Genomic DNA, 19,104 nt, shown 5'->3' with positions numbered 1-19,104 from the left:
TGATCGGCACAGTCACGCGACCTGCCGCGAACTGACGACGATATACGCCAGATGTACTGGCACTTCCGGCGCTTTCTTAGGCGCTCCATTTACGTTTTGCGGGACCTTGAAGCGGATGTTCAGGGCGTTCTGGTCCCAGGTCAGCGCAACGTCGCTTGCGGGTGCCGCCTGCCCTGTAAGCGCATCGATAAACCTCACCTCTGAACGGCTCGACACCGGCGCCTTGATGCCCGGCACCGAGATCGTCCGCCAGCCGCTTGGCGCTGCGACCTGGAACACGAGGTCTTTGTCCGAATACACCGCGCCGGCGGCAACATCTGGTCCTGGCTTCAATTGCGCCGGCACGCGTTGAAGCGCGCCCGGCACTGTCCTGTTCAACACGATCAACGCACGGCCCGAAACCGTGTACGTCCGCGGGTTTCCGCGTTGTGTGAGACGGAAGGGTTCGACTCCGTCCCAGTGGAAAACCATCGATACATACTTGTCCGGGTCATCCCAGTTCCGGTCGAGCGCCCACACCGCAAAGTCGAAAAAGTACCGCGAGATGTAGTGCGGATCTTCCATGTAGCGATCGCCAATCTCCGTCTGCCAGAGGCCGCGAGCAGGACCGTTGCGCACATAGCGCTGATACAGCGGGTCCAGCTCGGCGACCTTCATGTAGTGAATGTCGATGTAGTCGACCCAGTCGAGCATGCGTGCGTTGACAACCGGACTCCTGTATTCGAGCCACTTGATGTACGTCTCGACGCCGCCCTGGTCCGGCCAGCCGCCATACACGATGAAGCAACGGTACTTGCGTATGATCCGCGCCGCCGGTATATGGATGCGTTCCACGTAGTCCTGCATGGCGCGGTCATACACGCCGTCCTTGTCGCCGTCCGCGCTCGGACCGTGCCAGAACGTCGCCTGTTTCAGGCCTCCGGACAGACGCCCCGCCGCCTCGTTCCAGATCTGGAAGTAGCGCACGTTGTAAGGTGGCGCCGAATACTTGCGAACGACTGCATCAACGTACTGCGTCCACGCATCGACATCGACGGGCGCGGATTTCGAATCGTCGGCGATCGTGGCGTTCCAGCCCGGCGTGTAGGCCAGCAGCAAGAGCGAGCGAAAGCCATTGCGGTTGTTGCTGAGAAGCACCGGCGGCAGGTTGCTGTCGTACTGCGGACCCGTCCGGTCAATACGCATTGCGTCGTGCGCTGAATCAGGCTGTCCCGGACCCGCTACGTCGCGTCCCCAGGAAATGCCCATCTGCCGCCACATTGCAACGTCTTGCGGTGCACCTGCCCATCCATTGCTTCCGATCAACTGCGTCAGCCGGCGCGTGCCGGTGTTGCCTGGACCCGGCGCCGCGACGGCCGTCGCAGCCATCGCGTGAAACGGCACCGTCGCCACCGCCGCGATCGTTTGCAGCGCCCGCCGCCGTCCGCGTTTGTACCGCTGCTCAAACATTGGGCCACCCCGAATACGGATTCATCGGGCTTAGCCTGCGGACGTGCGCGGCGTGAGGTTGTACGGGCGCTGACTGGGGTCGTCTTGCAGGATTCGAAGCAAGTCTCGCGCCGCACGGTCCCAGCGGAACTGCTGCGCGTGTTCCAGGCCGATCTCGCGATAATGGTCTCGCAACTCGCTGTCACTCATCATCAACGCGATCTTCTCCGCAATGTCTTCGGCGGACGTCGCATCGCAATACATGGCGGCTTGCCCGCATGCTTCGGGTATCGAAGCATGCGTCGACGCGATGACTGGACAACCGCAATACATGGCTTCGAGCGGCGGCAGTCCGAACCCTTCATACAGCGAAGGGAAGATCAGGCATGCCGCGCTTTCATAGAGCGACTTCAGTTCGCCATCGGACACGAAGCCCGCCCAGATGACCCGCTTGTCTTCGGTCGCGGCATCCAGCGCGGCGCTGCTCGCTGCCTTGAACACGCGCGAGTTCTTGCCGCCGGCGATGACAAACTTCAGATCCGGCATATGCTCCAGCAGCTTGATGGCTTCGAGCGCACGCTGCAGGTTCTTGCGCGGATCGAGACTGCCTACGATCACGCAATACGAATCCTTGGAAAGCTTCAGACGATCGATGATCGCCGGCTCCGGAGCAATGCGGTCGAGGTGGTCCGCGCCGGGAGGGAGGACCACAACGCGCGACTTGTCGAGCTTCAGGTGATGACAAATACGCTCTTGCGAGAATGTCGAGATGGTCAGGATCAGCGGCTGAAGGCGCGGCAGTATCGAAAATCGCAGCTTGTACCAGAGCAGGAATTTCTTCGAGAACGCCTCGGGTACGTCGAACACCGCCATGTCGTGAACCATCACGATCTGCCTGCGTTTGAAGAGCGGATTCGTGTTGCACAGGTTGACGAGCGTTGTTCTTCTCGATGCGATCGGCAACGTGATCTGTTCCCACAGGTTCCCGCGAAACCACGGGAAGCGCCGCTGCCGCTTGAGCAACGTGCCGGGCGCCACGGCGTCCTGCGGCACGAAGACTTCGAGCTCCTTGCCCGGCATCGCGCGCATCTGCATTGCGCGCGTCAATTCGAATGCAACTCGCTGTACGCCGGTGATTCTCTGCGACGTGAACTTCCCGTTAATTGCTATGGCCATTGCACTTTCCCTTGAACGATGTAGCGCGCTCCCGGCGTGGGCGCGCTGTTGAGGCAGCGAATTCAGTGAACCGTCTCTACGTCACCGTGGTCGCTTGCATAGTTCGTGGCGTAGCCATAGCCGCGGTTGCTTCGTTTAAGCGGTATTCCGTTGAAAACCGCGCCCGCAATGCGCCCTTCTGCACGCGCGAGCTTCCTGACCGTATCGGAGATTTCTTCTTCGCTTTGCATGCCCGAGCGCAGCACGAGCAACGAGGAACCTGCTTCGCTCGCGATGATCGACGCATCGGTTACGGCGAGGAACGGAGGCGTATCGACAATGACGAGGTCGAACTGCTTGCTGAGCCGGTCGAGCAATTCCTTGAACCCGGCTTGCATGAGCAAGGCAGCCGGATTGGTCGGACGTACACCGCACGAAAGGAACGACACGCCTTCCACGCCAACCTGGCGAATTGCGTTGCGCACCGGCAAACGGCCGGACAGCACTTCGGCCAGACCGCCGCGATTACGTTGCTTGAAGAATGACGCAAGATGGCCGCGACGCATGTCGGCGTCGATCAGGAGAACCCGCGATCCCGTCTCTGCGTGCAGCACGGCCAGGTTTGCCGCCACGAAACTCTTGCCCGCGGACGGCGTGGGGCCGGTAACCATCACGATATTGTTCGGTGCGTGAGCGAGGTCGCGTGTCAGCGCGGTCCGAACAGCGCGCAACGCTTCGACAGACGGATCATGCGGGAAGCGTGCGGCAAGCACCCTGCTGCCCAGGCCATCCAGCGTGCCTGCATCGCTGAAATCGCCTACGGGCTCTGCACGCGGGAACGGCAATCCTGCCTTCATTGCAGGCGGCAATGCCTTCTTCGGCACGCCGGCGCTGCTCGGATCGAGACGCATTTGTTGATGACTGAACAGGACTTCACCGAGGACCGGCACGCTCAGGCGGCGCTCCACATAGCGCGGATCGGTCACGCCGATCATCACGTGACGGCGCATGAACACGAGGAACACGCCCGTGAGCAGACCCAGCACAACACCGCCGCCCAACACAGCCGGACGATTCGGCTTGACCGGACGATGCGGACGCACCGCGGAATCGACCACATGCGCGCCGCCCGACGTGCTTGCACGACGCACGGTCAGTTGTTCGGCCTTCTGGACCATGCCGAGGTAAATCGTTTCAGCAACCTTCTGCGCGCGGATCAGATCGACGCTCTGACGCTCGGACGAAGGCATGCTGCGAAAGCGTCCGTCGAACTCACCCTTCGCCTTGTTCAACTGGGCGAGTTGCGTATCGACGTTTTGCACCCAGCGGCTGTTCGGCGTAAAGCGCTCGAGCAGTTGCGTGCGTTGCAATTGCAGCGTGGCAATCTGCCGATCGAAGTCGATACCACCCTGAAGGAACGACTGCGCTTCAGCGGTCGGCTGCATCGAGTTCGAGGTCGACCGGTAGCTCTTCAACGCTTCTTCCGACTTGCGCAAGTCGGACAGCAAACGCGGCAATTCACCGTTGATGAACGCGAGCGTTTTCGTGTCGTTGGATTGACGGCTTGCGACAGCCGCTGCAAGGTACTGCGCAGCCAGCGCGTTGGTCACTTCAGTCGCTTTCGCGGGGCTCTTGTCAGCGTATTCGATTTCGATCAGGCCCGAGTCCTTGACCTTGTCGCTGACTTTCACGGTGTCGGCGAAACGCTTGACCGCATCGAGGTCATTCCAGCGGATCACTTCGAACGACGTACCCGGACGTGCAACAAGTTGCTTCATCGTGATGGACACACCGTTGGCGCTGGCGGGAACACCGACCATGCCGCTCACCAGCAATTCGTTCGATGGACCCCGCAGTTCGTAGCGACCACCATCGAGCGCAATGAGCTTCAGCTTTTCTTCTTCCAGGCTTTGCGGAACATCGAGGCTTCCGACCTGCACACGCTCGCCGCCCCAGGCAAACGACTTGAGGCCAAGCCAGGGCGCCGACGGTTCACCCGGCGTCGCGAATTTCTCCGCTATATCGCCCAGCAACGGGAACGTGCGCGGCGAGACCGAGACATCGAAGCGATACTTTTCGATCACTGGCTCGAGCACGGAACGGCTGCGCATCACGGCCATTTCAGCGCTGGGTGCGGGTGCAGGCGGCGGCAGCGTTTCCTGATTCTGCAGCGCGATCCCCAACTGGTTCTGCTCCGGCGGATCTACGCGGATGAGTACATCGGCGGAATAGATCGGGGGTGCAATGAAGATATAGGCCACCGCCAGCGCGACGACGACTACAGTCGCGACCAGGATCTCCCAGATGTGATCCCGCATCAGGTTGAGCATGTCCTTGGCGCTGAGTTGCCCGCGCTCATGGCCTGCAGAGGGATTTAGCGAATTTGAAGGGTAGTAATCCACCGGCGTATTCCTTCGATGTTCAAAGTATGTCGCGACCGTGCGGCGAAGGCGCCGCTGTCGGGTAAAGCCGCACAACCCGCGGCCCGCTAAAAGTGATGAAAAGGACGGCTCGCCGCGTTCAAGCGATCTGCCAGTCCATGACGAAGTAATCGCCTATGGAAATGCGGAGCGTGTTCTCCGCAGACTTACCTGAAAATTTTCGAGACATTTCATAGAGCTTTCCACGATCTGTACTCCAAAATGTTTAAGCATCTGACCTTTCTTGATGAATGTCTTGCAGTCGGTCCACGCAGTTCGGCCAAGTACCGAGCCCCCGTCACGCGACTTCCTCTCTTGCCGGCACGCGCGGCAACAGTCTGCTGAATTCCCGCGCCACGACCCCGTAACACGCACACGCATGAGCTCGCAGCCCTTCGCGATCGCTTACGGCGATCGAACGCCGGCCGGTGTGAATCACGCCGGCGTCCTGCAACTTGCCCGCCGCCGCACTGATGCCTTCGCGCCGGACACCCAGCATCTCGGCAATCAACTGGTGACTCACATGTAGTTCATGACCCGGCGCACGATCTGTTTCCAGCAACAGCCACCTGCACAACTGCTCGCTGACCGAGTGGTACCTGTTGCAGATTGCGGTCTGCGCAACCTGTACTAACAAAGCCTGCATGTAGAGCAGCAACAACCGCCTGAGGCCGTCCGAATTCGTGAACTGCTGCTGCAAGGCTGTAGCCTTCATCCGGTATGCGGTTCCTTCGAATTGCACCTGGACGCTCATCGGCATCGTCTTGCCGCCTGTGAGGACCGGTACGCCGATCATTCCTTCGGCACCGACCGCTGCAACCTGGTTGGACGATCCATCCGCCATACGATAGATCAGTGACACGACCGCTGTTATCGGAAAGTAAACGTGATCAATGGCCTGTCCGCTCTCACACAGTACTTGTCCTTCCCGAAGCGAAACAGTTTCAAGGAACGGATGCAACGCTTGCCACTCACGAACGGGTAACGCGTCAAGCAGATGATTCGTGTGTCCTTCATCGTCGGCCATTAGCATTTAGAGTGCCCTGTTGTTATCCGTTAGAAATGCGTGGTTCGCAGTTGCCCCGACCATTGGCCTATCTGTTCGCGAGTCCCTGAAAGGTGCACATGCAAGCGTGACGTGCATAACAACTCACGCCCTGGTGCAACCGCAGTTTCTGCGCCAACGCAACACGCCTGGCTCGTTAAGGCATCGGGATCAATACGTCATACGCTGCGAGCGGTTGAACACCCGGATCGCGGACAACAGTTCCGATTTGATAAAAACGCAGACCCCGAACCCGCCAAAATTGCCGCAGATCAATCTGCAGCCTTAGACGTGTATCAGGTTGGATTCATGGATTCGCCGCGACGCACTTCATGCTGGAGGCTGATCCAGGCGCCGAAAGCGCTTTCAGAAAGGGCCGTGATCGAACACTCGAATCATCAGAGGAATGCAAACACAACTTCCCTTTCATGTTGCGTTGAAGCATAGACCGGGGAAATGGAATGAAATCGGTCAAGGCTTAAAATCTAGAACTATTGGCCGATTATGTTGAACCCTTTACGGGTTTCTTAGGGAAAGAAAGAATTGTTGCGATCTGCAATATGTGTAACAGAAATTGTATATCTAGAATCTTTTCGGTTTTTCTGGTCTTCTGCTACATGCGGCAAAGAGTTGTACAGATCATGTCCAGCAGGAACGAATCTGGCTAAAGTCTTGTTCTGTATAGAGTTCAACAAAAGCTCGAACAACCCTCTTCGTGCCTTTTATCTTTTTTATATTAATAATACGGATCGGAAATTCTTTCCGTGGCTCGTTAATATACAAGCAGCTCTTTCGATCAAGAGTAATTATTTCTTAATTAAGCCGCTGCATTCGCCATTCATTAGGACCGCTCCGCCAAACTGTCAGTCGGTTATTGCGCGGAGCTACGCTGTGTTGCACAAAGTCATGCTTGCAGCTTCGGAGGATTAAATAGTGGACACGTTGACGGACTTTTATCGGCCTAGCGACATACATCACCGGGATGAATCTAAAGTTAATAAACGGCACATCGGGCTGCTGGTCTCAAATGAATGCTCGGTAACGAACGCCGGAGCGATCGGCGAGGCATTCCGCCTGGCAAATGAATTTGAGCAGGCGAGTGGCGGCGAGCCCCCGTACCGGCTTTCAGTGCTGTCGGAATCGGGTGGCTTCATCACGAGTTCCTCGAGCATCTCGATCTGGACCCAGAAGCTTGAGACTTATGCGTTGATGGACTTTCATGCGTTCTTCGTCGCCTGCCGCGATACGGACGCAGCAGGCGGCCCTGACGATCGCCTCCTGTCATGGATGTCGCATCCGACCCGCGACGCGTCCCTGCGCAGTCAGCCGGGCGCGAATTCCGTCTTTGATCCAAAGAACCTGGCGCGGTCTCCTGTGCCGATCTTTTGGTTCAAGGACGCACCGGTCGCAGACTGGTCAACCACGACGACGCCCGCCGACATGGCCCTCGCGCAAATCGAACGAGACCTGAGCGCCGACACTGCGAGAAGAATCGCCCGCGTTCTGCAACCCCACGCTGTTCAGCGCACGAAGCCAGACCTCGACGACCTGAACGCACGCACGACAACCGAGAAGATTCACGAATCTGCCCGGTGGATCAAGGAAAACTACAGCAAGCCGATATCCGTTGCGCAAGCGGCAGAATCTGCAGCCATGAGCAAGCGCAACTATCTCCGGCGCTTCAAGTCCGAGTTCGGCGTGACCCCACTGGAATATCTGATCCGGACGCGCTTCGAAATCGTGTGCACCTTGTTGATGGATACCGACCTGCCTATCGACAAGATCGCACGACGCTGTGGCATGGGCGACGGAAATCGATTGGGACGATTGTTCAGACAACGGTTTGGCGTGTCGCCCATGCACTTCCGGTCGCGCGGGCAGATTCGTGCGGGCGCGCAATCACTTAACGCGGCCGACGCAAAAGATGCAATGAGCAAGTCCTCTCAACAGGACGCCGCCTTGCTCGAACGAAGTCTGGCCGCGCTTACCACCACGGATGGAAAGCATGCGTAAAACCAAGACAGGGCAGTTCGGCGAGTGGAACACCGCGCCGAACGCGGGTAACTCTTCAGCGATTCCGCTGAAGGAGATCGTGGTTTCGAACCAGACGGCTTCGGCGACTGCGCCCGATGCGCCGCTGAAGAAGCCCGCCACGATGCAACCGACCGCTTCCTTGAGCAGAAAGATCAAGGAAGGCGCGAAGTCGATGCTGCCCGATGCACTGTTTCTCGCGCTGATGCATCGCAAGTTCATTGGCCGTTTCCCGAGGTTGCTGCATCCGGTTACGTTCAACGAGAAAATCTTGCAACGTAGCATCAAACCCGATTCTCGCTATGCCGACTTGACTGACAAGCTGACGGTTCGTGACTACGTGAGAACCAAGCTTGGCGAAGAGCATCTGGTCCCACTGATAGCAGCACCTGACAGCTTTACCCAGTCGGTCTTCGACGCCCTGCCGAACTCGTTCGTAATGAAGGCGAATCACGGCAGCAGTTTCGTGGAAGTGGTGAAGGACAAGACGCAAACCTCCTTTGAGAAGCTTCAGGTGCTCGCCGAGAGGTGGCTGGCGACCGATTTTTATCGGGTTGGACGGGAACGTCACTACACGAAGATCAAAAGACGGATCTTCTTCGAGAAACTTCTGCTCGATAAAAGCGGCCAGATCCCGGCTGACTACAAGCTGCACTGTTTCGGCGGGAACGCTGGACGGCCTACCATGTACATACTGGTGATCTCGGACCGGTTTGGGAACAACACGCATGGCGACGTCTACGACATCCACTGGAATCACCTGGAAATCGCTATCGGCTATTACAAACGCAGCGATACGCCCGCTCCCGCGCCCCACAATCTCAAGGCGATATTGGATACCGCGGCCACTCTGGCGGAAGATTTCGACTACGTCCGGGTGGATTTGTACGCGCCTGATAGCGAAATTTATTTTGGCGAACTCACATTTACACCAGGCGCCGGCGTCCTCCCGTTCACACCGGATGGCATCGACTATGAGTGGGGACGACTTTTGATGTGAGACCGGTGTGATGGATATGCGACCCCTGTAAAAAATGAGGCAGAGTTGAAATTAATACAGGAAGCCTAAATAAACCGACTGTTGTTCTTCGCCGAGTTTCCCCCGCGTTATTTGTCGCCAAAAATCTTTCTGAAGCACTCCCTGCCTTTTCGCGTAAAAATCCCGCCCAGACTGAGCCACACTGCCGTTACGACGAGCAAAAAAATCATGACGATCATGCCGAAGAACGACTTGGCATCGACAAATTTGATCGGCTTCATCTGCGCGCTCATTGCGTGTGGAGTAGTGTCGGGTGGTGATGCGAATGACGGTAGGGTGCACCGGAGTGGCAATCTGACTTAACTGAATCAGCTAGCAGTCTACAGCGCCGATACATGCGTTGCCAGTCTGGACAGAGCAAGAAACGGGCACGACTATCTGATGGGACACCGTCAAAATAGTTCGCTTCGCTCTCCATGCAACGAGCCGGGATAGCGCGATGCCATCCCGGCTTTTATGGACCACAGAAGAAAATCAACAACAACGTACGTCAGTGTCAATCGTCTGCGTGCGCCGCTGTAAATCCGGTGAACGCTGCGTAGGGAGCGTTCACCGGCGCGCCGTTGATCGTGATCCCGTACGTGCTGTTATCACTGTCGAGCACGTAATACATCACAGACTGGATGTTGTGGCTCCTTCTTGCCGCATAGAATTCGCCCAGTTAAGTCGTGTTGTAGTTCGCAATCGGAATCCTGATCATTATCCATACACACGTACGTAGATTGGCACGCGAGGCTCTGCATCGCACCACGCCCATTTCCCTCACTCCTCGGCCTTGATCCCCAGTTCCCCAGCCATCCTCTCGACCAGCACGCGTAAGCGCGCGACTTCCTCGGCCAAGCGCTTCTGCTCCGCTTTCAACAGGTCGAAGTCGTTATAGGAAATCGAGTCATCGACCATTGCACCCGTCGATACCTCGCTGATCGCGACCTCGCCGCACAACAAATGCGCCCAGCGGCTTTCGCGCTCGCCCGGTGTACGCGGCAACTTGACCACGCGGGGCGGCTCGTTTTCAGCGAGTTCGTCGAGGAACGCTTCTACCGACGAAATATCCGCAAAACTGTGCAGGCGCGCAGCATTCAGCCGCAACTCGGCAGGCGTCTGCGGACCGCGCAAGATCAGTGTGGTCAACAACGCGGCAGCCTGGCTCGGCACACCCAGCGAACGGGTGATGTTGTGTTCGAAGCGCGGTACCCGACTGCTGCTGCCCTCGAATACCAGGCTCAGGCGCTTGAGTTCATCAATAGCTGTCAGCACATCGGCCTCGGTAACGTTCATTACCGGTGAGCGCGCAGTCTTCTGATTGCAACCGAGCGTCAGTGCGTTCACCGACAGCGGATAAGCATCGGGCACCGTATGCTGTTTCTCGACGAGCACGCCCAGTACGCGCGCCTCCAGAAGTGTCAGGGAACGCATTGCGGGACGTGCGGGGGCATCGGGAGTGGAGTTCATGCGTGACAGAGCCAGTGCTGCTACTTGAATTCTGGTCCGGTTCGAGCCGGGCGGAGAGTCGTCTTGTAAGAACGACGGCCCCTATGATATCCGCCCTGCCGCATCCCGAGAATACGGCGGCACTCCTCCGCGTTTTTCTCAGCCGTTGAGGCGCGCTTCAATGCGCTTAATCAAGCGGTCAATCCATGCGCGCAGCATTCGATCCGATGGCTCGAGCAATGTCGAAGCTGCAACGATCCTGTACACCTTGTTGCGACCGATCTTCGAAATTTTCGCGGGATCGAGCCATTCGTCGTTATTGACGAGAAGTACCAGCGTTTCCAGGCCGATCAACACCGGCCACAGACACGAAAGCCTCAGGCGGACCGAGCGTGCTGGAATGGCGAACGTGTAGTCGATTGCCGCACGGTAATGGTCCAGCGTCAGACGCAACAGTTCGAACAGCAGCGGTTGTGCACGGCGCGACGCGCCTGGTGTGAGCAGATCCTCCAGCGACAGACCGTATCGGTTAAGCATGGGCGACGGCAGATAACAACGCCCGATGCGCAAGTCCTTGCTGCAATCACGCAGCACGTTGGTCATTTGCAGCGCCTTTCCGAAACGAACGCCGTTCGACAACGTGATCCCGGGCTCGCCCTTCAACGTGCCCGGCATGTGCGCGTACGTCATCCGCGTCCAGAATTCGCCCACGCAACCGGCGACCAGATAGGTGTAGGTGTCGAGTTCTTCGAGCGTATTGAGCGCAGCAATGCGGCCCGACGATTCATCGGGGAACGTATGCAGGTCGAATTCCATGCCCTGCGTCAGTGTAGACACGATCCCGCGCACGGCTGTCCGGTCGGAGTCGCTCAATTGCGACAGCACCGTCAATGCGCCGCCGAGCGATTCGAGCAGCACCTTTTCATCGGAGAGACTTTGCTGGTCCGCGACTTCCTGCGCGAGACGCTCCGTCAACGTACCGTCATCGGGCGCGCCGTTCACCAGGTTGCGCAGCGATAACAAGAGCTCCAGCCGCTGCGTCGGCGAAATCAGCGAAGTATCCGCGATCGTGTCCGCGGCGCGCGCCAGCAGGTAAGCCAGCCCGATCGGATCGCGCATCCCGACAGGCAGCACACGCAGGGTGAGGTAGAAGGACCGCGAGACGCCCTTCAGGAGCGGGCCAAGGAGTACGGCCCGGGATGGATTACGCATTGGATGGAATCTGGTCGGTGTTGGACGAATCAGGCGCTGCCGAATTGTATCTGCGTTCCGGCGGAGGTTCCTTTATTGCCCGCTTACCGTACTGTCCATCCTGCAAACATCATTCGCCCAGCGCAGTCACCGTGATTTCAACCAGCAAGTCAGGCGCGGCGAGCTTCGATTCGACCGTTGCGCGTGTCGGTGCGCAACCCGGCGCGACCCATGCGTCCCACACTTCGTTCATGCCCGCGAAGTCGCGGGCAATATCGGCCAGCCAGATTTGCGCAGAGATCAGCCGCGTCTTGTCGATGCCAGCTTGCGCGAGGAATCCGTCGATCTTCGCAAGCACCTGCTGCGTTTGCAGTTTTACATCGGGCGTACGGTCATTCGATGTCTGACCGCCGATGAACACCAGCCCCGCCGCTTTCACAACCCGGCTCATGCGTTGATTGGTTTCGATCCTGACGATATCGCTCATGGTCTTCCTTTGAAATGAAAATGGCCGCACGTTGCTTCAAGCGCGGTTCAAGTTGTTGCTGCAGGGGCGCTATTAAACCCGTTGAACCGGTCGATGGCAAACGCATCGAGCGGCAACGACGCCGCGCCGTCCAGAACCAGCTCGGACACCAGCTTGCCGCAGCCCGGTCCAAGCTGGAAACCGCTGCCGCAATATCCGAACGAGTACGTCAGGTTCGACGCACGTTTGCTGCGCGAGATCACCGGCAGCGAGTCGTCCGTGAACGCTTCCACGCCGGCCCACGCGCGGTTGATGCCGAGATGGCGCAGATGCGGAAACAGATCGACCACGGTATTCGCGCTCTTCACAAGCCGCAGGAAATCGACTTCACCGTGACGTCCTGGCAGATCCGCAATGCCGATCAGCTTTCCGCCGATCACGACCGTGCCGTTATCGAATTGCTTGAACGACAACGGCCTGCCGGTTGCGCCCAGCGTCGCGCGACAGAATGGCGCCACGCGATGCGTGACCATCAGCATGAGCCCTTCCGGATGAACGGGAACCGGTTCGCCGACTTGCGCCGCGAGTTCGCCGGCCCATGCGCCGGCGGTCACAACGAGTTGCCCGGCAGAAAAATCCCCTCGCGGCGTATGCGCAATCCAGCGTTCGCCCGTCTGTTCGATTCGCGTCACAGGTGTCCCTTCGTGGAACACCGCGCCGTTGCGCTCCGCTGCCTTGCGAAACGCAGTCGTCGCGCGAAACGGCAACGCGTAGCCATCGCGTTCGACCCAGATACCGCCGGTGACTTGCGGCGTGATCGCCGGTTCAAGTTCGAGCAGGGTTTCGCGATCGATGATCTTTTCATGCGTGAAGCCGTGCGACTCGAGCAGCGCGACGCGTTCGCGGCATTCATCGAGTTCGGCGTCGGTTTCCGCGATCTTCAACTGCCCCGACGCGACGAAACCGGCGTCATCGCCGACTGTTTCCACGATGTTGTGCCAGATCTCGCGCGACATCAGCGACAACGGAATCTCGGGCACGGGTCGGCCGAGCGTGCGCACGCCGCCCGCATTCACGCCCGATGCATGCCGCCCGATGTAATCCGCCTCCAGCACGGTCACGCTCGCGCCACGCTGCGCAAGATGAAACGCGCTGCTCGACCCGTGCAAGCCGCCGCCGATCACCAGCACGTCCGACTCGTTGGCTGCGGGCTTAGTCACCGGCGAGTTCTCCGAGCGTGAGCGGCTTGATCGGTGGGCGAATGCGGTAATAGCCGACGGTTTCAGGCGCGACGCTGCGAGCATCGGCGATCACTTCGGTCACCGTAAGACCGCACATGCGTCCCTGGCACGGTCCCATGCCGCATCGGCCGAAAGACTTCGCCTGGTTCGGCCCGAGACAACCGAGTGCCACGAACTGGCGTAGTTGCCCCGCCGTCACTTCTTCGCAGCGGCACACAATGACCTCGTCCTTCGGCACCCGGTTTTCATCGCGCGGACGATACAGGCTGTCGAGGAAAGGCCGGATGCGCATCACTTCTGCCAGCCTGCGCATACGTGGCGCAGCGCTTTGATCGCGGGTTTTTTCATCGATGGCGCCAAGTTGCTGCGAGATTGCCAACGCCGTCACTTCGCCCTGCATCTCCGCCGCCTGCGCGCCGCCGATACCCCCGCCATCGCCCGCAACAAAGATGCCGGGGACATCGAGTTCGCCCCATTTGTCGGTGGTGGGCGTGAAGCAGAGTTGTGCGTCGTCCCACTTATGCGACGCCCGCAACGATAAGGAAAACTGCGTATTCGGCACCACGCCCTGATGCAGCAGGATCACGTTTGCCTCGATCCGGTGCGACACGCCCCGCACCGAGAACGTCAGCGCATTCGCGCGCTCAGCGCCGTCTTCACCTATCACGCCTTCCACGCGCAGGTCGTCGGCGGCTTCGTGCATCGGCACGCCGGCGTCGCGCAACGTGCGCATCAGCTGCAGGCCTTTGCTCAAGTACGGCCACGCACGCAACGCGGACACCATGTAGCGTTTCGCGCGCCAGCGGTCCTCGTGGCGGGTTGTATCGACGAGTGCGCGAATCGGAACGCCTGCCCGCACGTATTGCCAGCCGAGCAGGTACAAGAGCGGACCGCAACCGACGAGCACCGGCGGTTCGCTCGGCACTTCGCCCGCGCTCTTCAGCAGGATCTGCGCGGCGCCCGCGGTCAACACGCCGGGCAAGGTCCAGCCCGGGATCGGGAACGGCCGTTCCAGCGCGCCGGTCGCAAGCACCACACGCTTCGCCTCGAAGCTGCCGACCTTTCCGTCTTTCAAGTAATGCACCGTTTTCTCACGCGTGACTTGCCAGACGGACGCGTTCGGCACGTAACGCGCGCCGGAACGGGCGAAGGCCGTCGCGATCGCGCTGCCCGCCTGATAGTCGGGACCGAGAATCTCGCGGCGCTGCGCATCGCTGCGTTCTATCGCACGATAAATCTGTCCGCCAACCGACTCCTGTTCATCGAGCACGACAACGGACAAACCCGCACGCGCCGCTTGCGTGGCTGCCGCGAGCCCTGCGGGACCGGCGCCGATCACGGCGACATCGATGGATTCAGCGGCCATGAATGCTCTCCTTGGTCGTGTACGACATTGGCGGAAGATCACTCGCGCCTTCTTGCGAGTGAATGCGCATGCCGTCGCGCACGGTGACAAGACAGCTTTGCCGGCTTGGAATGCCATCGATTTCGACCAGGCATTCGAAGCACGCGCCCATCATGCAATACGGTGCGCGCGGCGCGCCCGATACCGGCGTGGCGCGAAAACGCTGCACACCCGCCGCGAGCAATGCGGCGGCGACAGACCGGCCGCCCGGCACGTTGAGCGGCTGGCCGTTGAACCAGATCTGGACGATGTCGTCGGCCACGGCGGGCGCGACCGGTGCGAGCACCCTGAATAGCGGTTTGGAAGTCATATCGATGCAAAGTGTCGGTGTACGGGATTGGCTGTCATCACGCGGCTAGTGAGCATTGGCGGCAACGTGGCCCGGTTCGAGAAACCGTCCGCCGCGAAACGCGGGAAGCTCCTCTGGGATCTCGCCGCCCGCGACCCACGGCGCGACGCGTTTCGCGTGCGCGGCGGCCAGCGTGACGCCGCTGTGGCAGGTCACGACAAACGCGCCGGGATACTGCAAGGATTGCTCGTAGATTGGAAAACCATCGGGACTGTAGACACGCAACGCAGCCCATGTGCGTACCAGCCGCACGTTCTTGAGCATGGGAAAACTGCGCACGCCGCGACGCGCGATGGTCGACAGTACATTGGTGGTGGTGAAGTCGTTGTATCCGACCTCTTCCATGGAGTCCCCGAATTGCACCGAACCTTCGTCGGTCTGGCGCACGTTGATGGTCGGATAATGCAGAAACGGTGCGACGCGTTCGCTCACCAGAACCTGGCCGCGATTCGGCGCGACCGGTGCGTGCAAATCAACCTGCGTACTCAGCGCACGGTTACCAAGACCCGCCGACAACACCACACGCGGCGCGCGCCACACGGCGCTCTTGCCATGCACGGCGAACCCGCCTTTATCCGGAACGATCCGTCCGATCTCCTCGCCGCTCACGAGCTTCACGCCTCGCCGCTGCATCGCTTCGTGAAGCGCGCGCAGGAGCTTGAGCGGATTCACGTGGCCGTCCATGGGCGTGTAGCTCGCGCCGATCACTTCAGGACCGACCGCCGGCAGGCGTTCGCGCAACTCCTTTGCATCGAGCAACTGAAACGGATAATCGCCGCCAAGCTCGGCTTGCAACGTGGACAAGCGTTTCTCGCGCTCAGCGAGTTCATCGTCGGAAAAACAGAGGTGAAAACCGCCCGGCTGTTTCAGCGATACGTCGATCCCCGTCTCTTCGAGCAGCGACTTCGCAAGCCCCGGCCATAGTTGCGATGAACTGCGCGACCACCGTGCGTAAGGCGACAGGCCGTAGCCTTTGCCCTGCACCCAGACGAGCCCGAAATTGCCGCGGGATGCACGAAAGCCGCCATCGCCCTGATCCAGGACCGTCACTTTCATCCCCTCGCACGCGAGCCCGTAGGCCACCGCGGTCCCCACCAGCCCGCCGCCGACCACCAGCACGTCGGGACTGTCGACTGCATTGCCTTTCATCGTGTTTCTCCTATCAGGACGCGGTCCAGACCGACCATGCGGTCCAGCACGAGCATCAGGATGACCGTTCCAACGATCATCACCGTCGATACCGATGCGACCAGCGGATCGATCGTCTGCGCAATCTGGTTGTACATTGCAACCGGTAGCGTAGTCGTGCCGGGCGTTGCAACGAAGATGGTCATGGTGAGCTCATCGAAACTCTGGATGAACGACAGCACCCATCCGCCTGCAACGCCGGTGCGGATCATCGGCAGGACGACGCGGCGAAATGCGGTAAAGCGGCTTGCCCCGCACGACAACGCTGCGCGCTCGGCATCGCGGTCGAGCCCGATAGCCGACGACAACGCGAGCCGCAACGCATACGGCAATACGATGATCACGTGCGTCGCGCACAGCGCCCAGAACGAGCCGCCGAGCCCGAGCAGGCTCAGGAACCGCAGGAATGCGATACCGAGCACGACGGCCGGGATCATCATCGGCGAGAGAAAAAAGCCGGTGAGCGCGCCGCGTCCGGGAAAGCGATAACGCGCGATCGCGAGCGCCGCCGGGACGGCAAGCGCCACGCCAATGGTCGATGCAACCAGCGCCAGTTTCAACGAAAGAAGGAATGCATCGAGGATCTGATCGTTCTCGAGGATCGCCTTGAACCAGCGCAGCGACGCGCCATCGAAGGGCAGCGAGATGAAGCCTTTGTCGGTGAACGCAACCGCGATCACCACGACCAGCGGCGCCGCGATAAACGTCAGGAACAGCGCGTTGAACAGCAGACCGAGAAATCCGTTTTGTTTCATGACGTCTCCCGGTTCAATCGAAGATGTGTTTGAAGCGGCGCTCGGCGAGCCGGCTGCAGCCCATCACGATCGCCACGTTCGCAATCAGCAACAACACCGCGATGGTCGCGCCCAGCGGCCAGTTCAGCGTGCCGAGGAATTCGTCGTAAGCGGCGGTTGCGACCACTTTCAGCCGCCGTCCGCCGATCAGCGCAGGCGTTGCGAACGCGGACGCTGACAACGCGAACACGATGATCGAGCCCGACAAGATGCCGGGCAGGATTTGCGGCAACAGCACGCGGCGGAAGACGCGAAACGGCGACGCCCCCATGGAACGGCCGGCCCACTCCACTTGCGGGTCGAGTTTCTGCAGCGTGGCCCACACGGACATCACCATGAACGGCACGAGTACATGGGTGAGCGCGATGATGACGCCCGTCATGGTGAAGACGAGCCGGATCGGTTCGGACGTGATGTGCAGCGCCTGAAGCACGTTGTTCAATACGCCGTTGTTGCCCAGCAGGATTTGCCAGCCCAGGGTTCGAACGACCACCGATATCAGCAACGGTCCGAGCACGATCAAGAGGCAGATGGATTGCCACGGCCGTTTCATGCGCGCGAGCACGATGGTCTCCGGCACGCCCAGCACGATGCAGAAGAACGTCACCGCGAACGCGAGCGCTGCGGTGCGGCCGAAGATCGCGGCGTAATACGGATCGGTGACTACCTCGAAGTAGTTGCGCCACGTGTACGTTGCGAGCGTGCCCGCTGTGTCGCTGAAGACGTGGAAGGACAACACGAACGTCAATAGCAGCGGCACCAGCAGCAGGCCGCAGAACAGAAGCAGTGCAGGTGCGGACAGCAACCATGGCGCGGCGCCGGCGCGATCGTCGTCAAGCGTGGCCATCGAGTGTCTCCTTTTGCAGCACGCGCAAGTCGTCGTCCGACCACATGAGGCCCACTTGCTCGCCTTCATTCGGCGGTGGCGCCCCGTTGTTCGGCTGCGCTACGCTGACCTGTCCAAGACCTGTATCGATGAGCAAGAGCCATTGGTTGCCGGTAAACACGCGCGTGGTGATGCGGCCCGTGGCGCGCATCTCTGCACCACCGACTGCCAGGTGCACCTTCTCCGGCCTTATGTACACATTCACCTTGCCCTGCACGTGGCGGCCTTCGTGCGGCACCTTGAGCGTGGTGCCGGCGACATCGACTTCCGCGCATCGGCCATTGCGGCGCAGGACTTCGCCTGGCAGCAAGTTGGTCTTGCCGAGAAACGCCGATGCAAACGGCGTCTCCGGGCGCTCGTACGCCTCGAACGGCGTGCTCAACTGGGCGATCGTCCCGCGATGCATCACCGCAATCCGGTCGCTCATGGTCATGGCTTCGACCTGATCGTGCGTGACGAGGATTGTCGTGATGCCGAGACGCTTCTGGATTCCCCTCAATTCGATATGCATTTCCTCGCGCAGCTTGGCGTCGAGGTTGGACATGGGTTCATCGAGGAGCAGTAGTTCAGGCCGCATGGCAAGGGCGCGCGCAATTGCCACGCGCTGCCGTTGTCCGCCTGAAAGCTCTTTTGGATATCGGCCGCCCAATCCGGTAAGACGCACGAGTTCCAGCGCTTCGGCCACGCGCTCGGCGCGCGCCGCGCGCTTCATGTTGCGCATCTCGAGACCGAAACCCACGTTGCCGTTCACCGTCATATGCGGGAACAACGCGTAGCTCTGGAAGACCACACCCATGCCGCGTTTTTCGGGGCGTTCGTGCGTGATGTCGCGGCCATCGAGCATGATGGTGCCGGTGGTCGGCGTGACGAAACCTGCGACCATCTGCAGAGTCGTGGTCTTGCCGCAACCGGAAGGACCGAGCAACGACAAGAACTCACCGCGTTCAACTTCGAGGTCGATCTGCTCGATTGCCGTGAAGTCGCCGTAGCGCTTCGAGATGCCTTTGAGTGTCAGAAAGCTCATGGGGGTTCTTG

Annotated in this window: 17 protein-coding genes; 2 read left to right on the top strand and 15 right to left on the bottom strand. The window is 59.9% G+C overall.

Features of this window, described 5'->3' with window-relative positions; all coding sequences use genetic code 11:
- Positions 1 to 12: 12 nt before the first annotated feature.
- The 4 genes from AXG89_RS36735 to AXG89_RS36720 all read right to left on the bottom strand — a co-directional run bounded on the left by AXG89_RS36735 (position 13) and on the right by AXG89_RS36720 (position 6,036).
- Positions 13 to 1,449 carry a hypothetical protein gene (locus AXG89_RS36735; protein WP_075360096.1) on the bottom strand — a complete coding sequence of 479 codons (1,437 nt, stop codon included), beginning with the start codon at positions 1,447 to 1,449 and terminating at the stop codon, positions 13 to 15.
- 30 nt (positions 1,450 to 1,479) lie between these two features.
- Positions 1,480 to 2,604: a glycosyltransferase family 4 protein gene (locus AXG89_RS36730; protein WP_062001186.1), complete on the bottom strand. Its 1,125-nt coding sequence runs from the start codon at positions 2,602 to 2,604 to the stop codon at positions 1,480 to 1,482.
- A gap of 62 nt (positions 2,605 to 2,666) precedes the next feature.
- Complete coding sequence (locus AXG89_RS36725) at positions 2,667 to 4,985, bottom strand: polysaccharide biosynthesis tyrosine autokinase (protein ID WP_231941489.1); 2,319 nt, start codon at positions 4,983 to 4,985, stop codon at positions 2,667 to 2,669.
- Between the two features lie 316 nt (positions 4,986 to 5,301).
- Positions 5,302 to 6,036, bottom strand: a complete 735-nt coding sequence (locus AXG89_RS36720) for a Crp/Fnr family transcriptional regulator (RefSeq protein ID WP_062001187.1) — start codon at positions 6,034 to 6,036, stop codon at positions 5,302 to 5,304.
- A gap of 945 nt (positions 6,037 to 6,981) precedes the next feature.
- Here AXG89_RS36720 and AXG89_RS36715 point away from each other — a divergent pair.
- The gene (locus tag AXG89_RS36715; RefSeq protein WP_236873677.1) at positions 6,982 to 8,061 is read left to right on the top strand and encodes a helix-turn-helix domain-containing protein; all 1,080 of its coding nucleotides are present in this window, start codon (positions 6,982 to 6,984) and stop codon (positions 8,059 to 8,061) included.
- Positions 8,062 to 8,203: 142 nt separating this feature from the next.
- Positions 8,204 to 9,079: an ATP-grasp fold amidoligase family protein gene (locus tag AXG89_RS36710; RefSeq protein ID WP_236873705.1), complete on the top strand. Its 876-nt coding sequence runs from the start codon at positions 8,204 to 8,206 to the stop codon at positions 9,077 to 9,079.
- Positions 9,080 to 9,186: 107 nt separating this feature from the next.
- Here AXG89_RS36710 and AXG89_RS42655 read toward each other — a convergent pair whose 3' ends face one another.
- The 11 genes from AXG89_RS42655 to AXG89_RS36660 all read right to left on the bottom strand — a co-directional run bounded on the left by AXG89_RS42655 (position 9,187) and on the right by AXG89_RS36660 (position 19,093).
- Positions 9,187 to 9,339, bottom strand: a complete 153-nt coding sequence (locus AXG89_RS42655) for a hypothetical protein (RefSeq protein WP_155524266.1) — start codon at positions 9,337 to 9,339, stop codon at positions 9,187 to 9,189.
- Between the two features lie 541 nt (positions 9,340 to 9,880).
- The gene (locus tag AXG89_RS36705; RefSeq protein ID WP_062001189.1) at positions 9,881 to 10,570 is read right to left on the bottom strand and encodes a YceH family protein; all 690 of its coding nucleotides are present in this window, start codon (positions 10,568 to 10,570) and stop codon (positions 9,881 to 9,883) included.
- Positions 10,571 to 10,708: 138 nt separating this feature from the next.
- Complete coding sequence (locus AXG89_RS36700; RefSeq protein ID WP_075360094.1) at positions 10,709 to 11,761, bottom strand: phytoene/squalene synthase family protein; 1,053 nt, start codon at positions 11,759 to 11,761, stop codon at positions 10,709 to 10,711.
- A gap of 109 nt (positions 11,762 to 11,870) precedes the next feature.
- On the bottom strand, positions 11,871 to 12,227 hold the full coding sequence (locus tag AXG89_RS36695) for a RidA family protein (RefSeq protein WP_056360302.1): 357 nt from the start codon (positions 12,225 to 12,227) through the stop codon (positions 11,871 to 11,873).
- A gap of 47 nt (positions 12,228 to 12,274) precedes the next feature.
- On the bottom strand, positions 12,275 to 13,426 hold the full coding sequence (locus AXG89_RS36690; RefSeq protein WP_075360093.1) for an NAD(P)/FAD-dependent oxidoreductase: 1,152 nt from the start codon (positions 13,424 to 13,426) through the stop codon (positions 12,275 to 12,277).
- Entirely contained in the window at positions 13,419 to 14,813 is a 1,395-nt protein-coding gene (locus AXG89_RS36685; protein ID WP_075360092.1) for an FAD/NAD(P)-dependent oxidoreductase, read from the bottom strand. Before AXG89_RS36685 ends, AXG89_RS36690 begins: the two co-directional genes overlap by 8 nt.
- On the bottom strand, positions 14,803 to 15,162 hold the full coding sequence (locus tag AXG89_RS36680; RefSeq protein ID WP_062001193.1) for a (2Fe-2S)-binding protein: 360 nt from the start codon (positions 15,160 to 15,162) through the stop codon (positions 14,803 to 14,805). The genes AXG89_RS36685 and AXG89_RS36680 overlap by 11 nt, the downstream gene beginning before the upstream one ends.
- 45 nt (positions 15,163 to 15,207) lie before the next feature.
- A complete protein-coding gene (locus AXG89_RS36675; RefSeq protein WP_075360091.1) occupies positions 15,208 to 16,350 on the bottom strand; it encodes an NAD(P)/FAD-dependent oxidoreductase in 1,143 nt (380 codons plus the stop codon).
- Positions 16,347 to 17,144 carry an ABC transporter permease gene (locus tag AXG89_RS36670; RefSeq protein WP_062001195.1) on the bottom strand — a complete coding sequence of 266 codons (798 nt, stop codon included), beginning with the start codon at positions 17,142 to 17,144 and terminating at the stop codon, positions 16,347 to 16,349. The genes AXG89_RS36675 and AXG89_RS36670 overlap by 4 nt, the downstream gene beginning before the upstream one ends.
- Positions 17,145 to 17,157: 13 nt before the next feature.
- A complete protein-coding gene (locus tag AXG89_RS36665; RefSeq protein WP_062001196.1) occupies positions 17,158 to 18,030 on the bottom strand; it encodes an ABC transporter permease in 873 nt (290 codons plus the stop codon).
- Complete coding sequence (locus tag AXG89_RS36660; RefSeq protein ID WP_062001197.1) at positions 18,017 to 19,093, bottom strand: ABC transporter ATP-binding protein; 1,077 nt, start codon at positions 19,091 to 19,093, stop codon at positions 18,017 to 18,019. Before AXG89_RS36660 ends, AXG89_RS36665 begins: the two co-directional genes overlap by 14 nt.
- Between the last annotated feature and the right edge of the window lie 11 nt (positions 19,094 to 19,104).

The organism is Burkholderia sp. PAMC 26561, from assembly GCF_001557535.2.
Lineage (GTDB): Bacteria > Pseudomonadota > Gammaproteobacteria > Burkholderiales > Burkholderiaceae > Caballeronia.
Note: the sequence above shows the minus strand (reverse complement) of the source record. Positions and strands in the feature narration are given on the sequence as shown.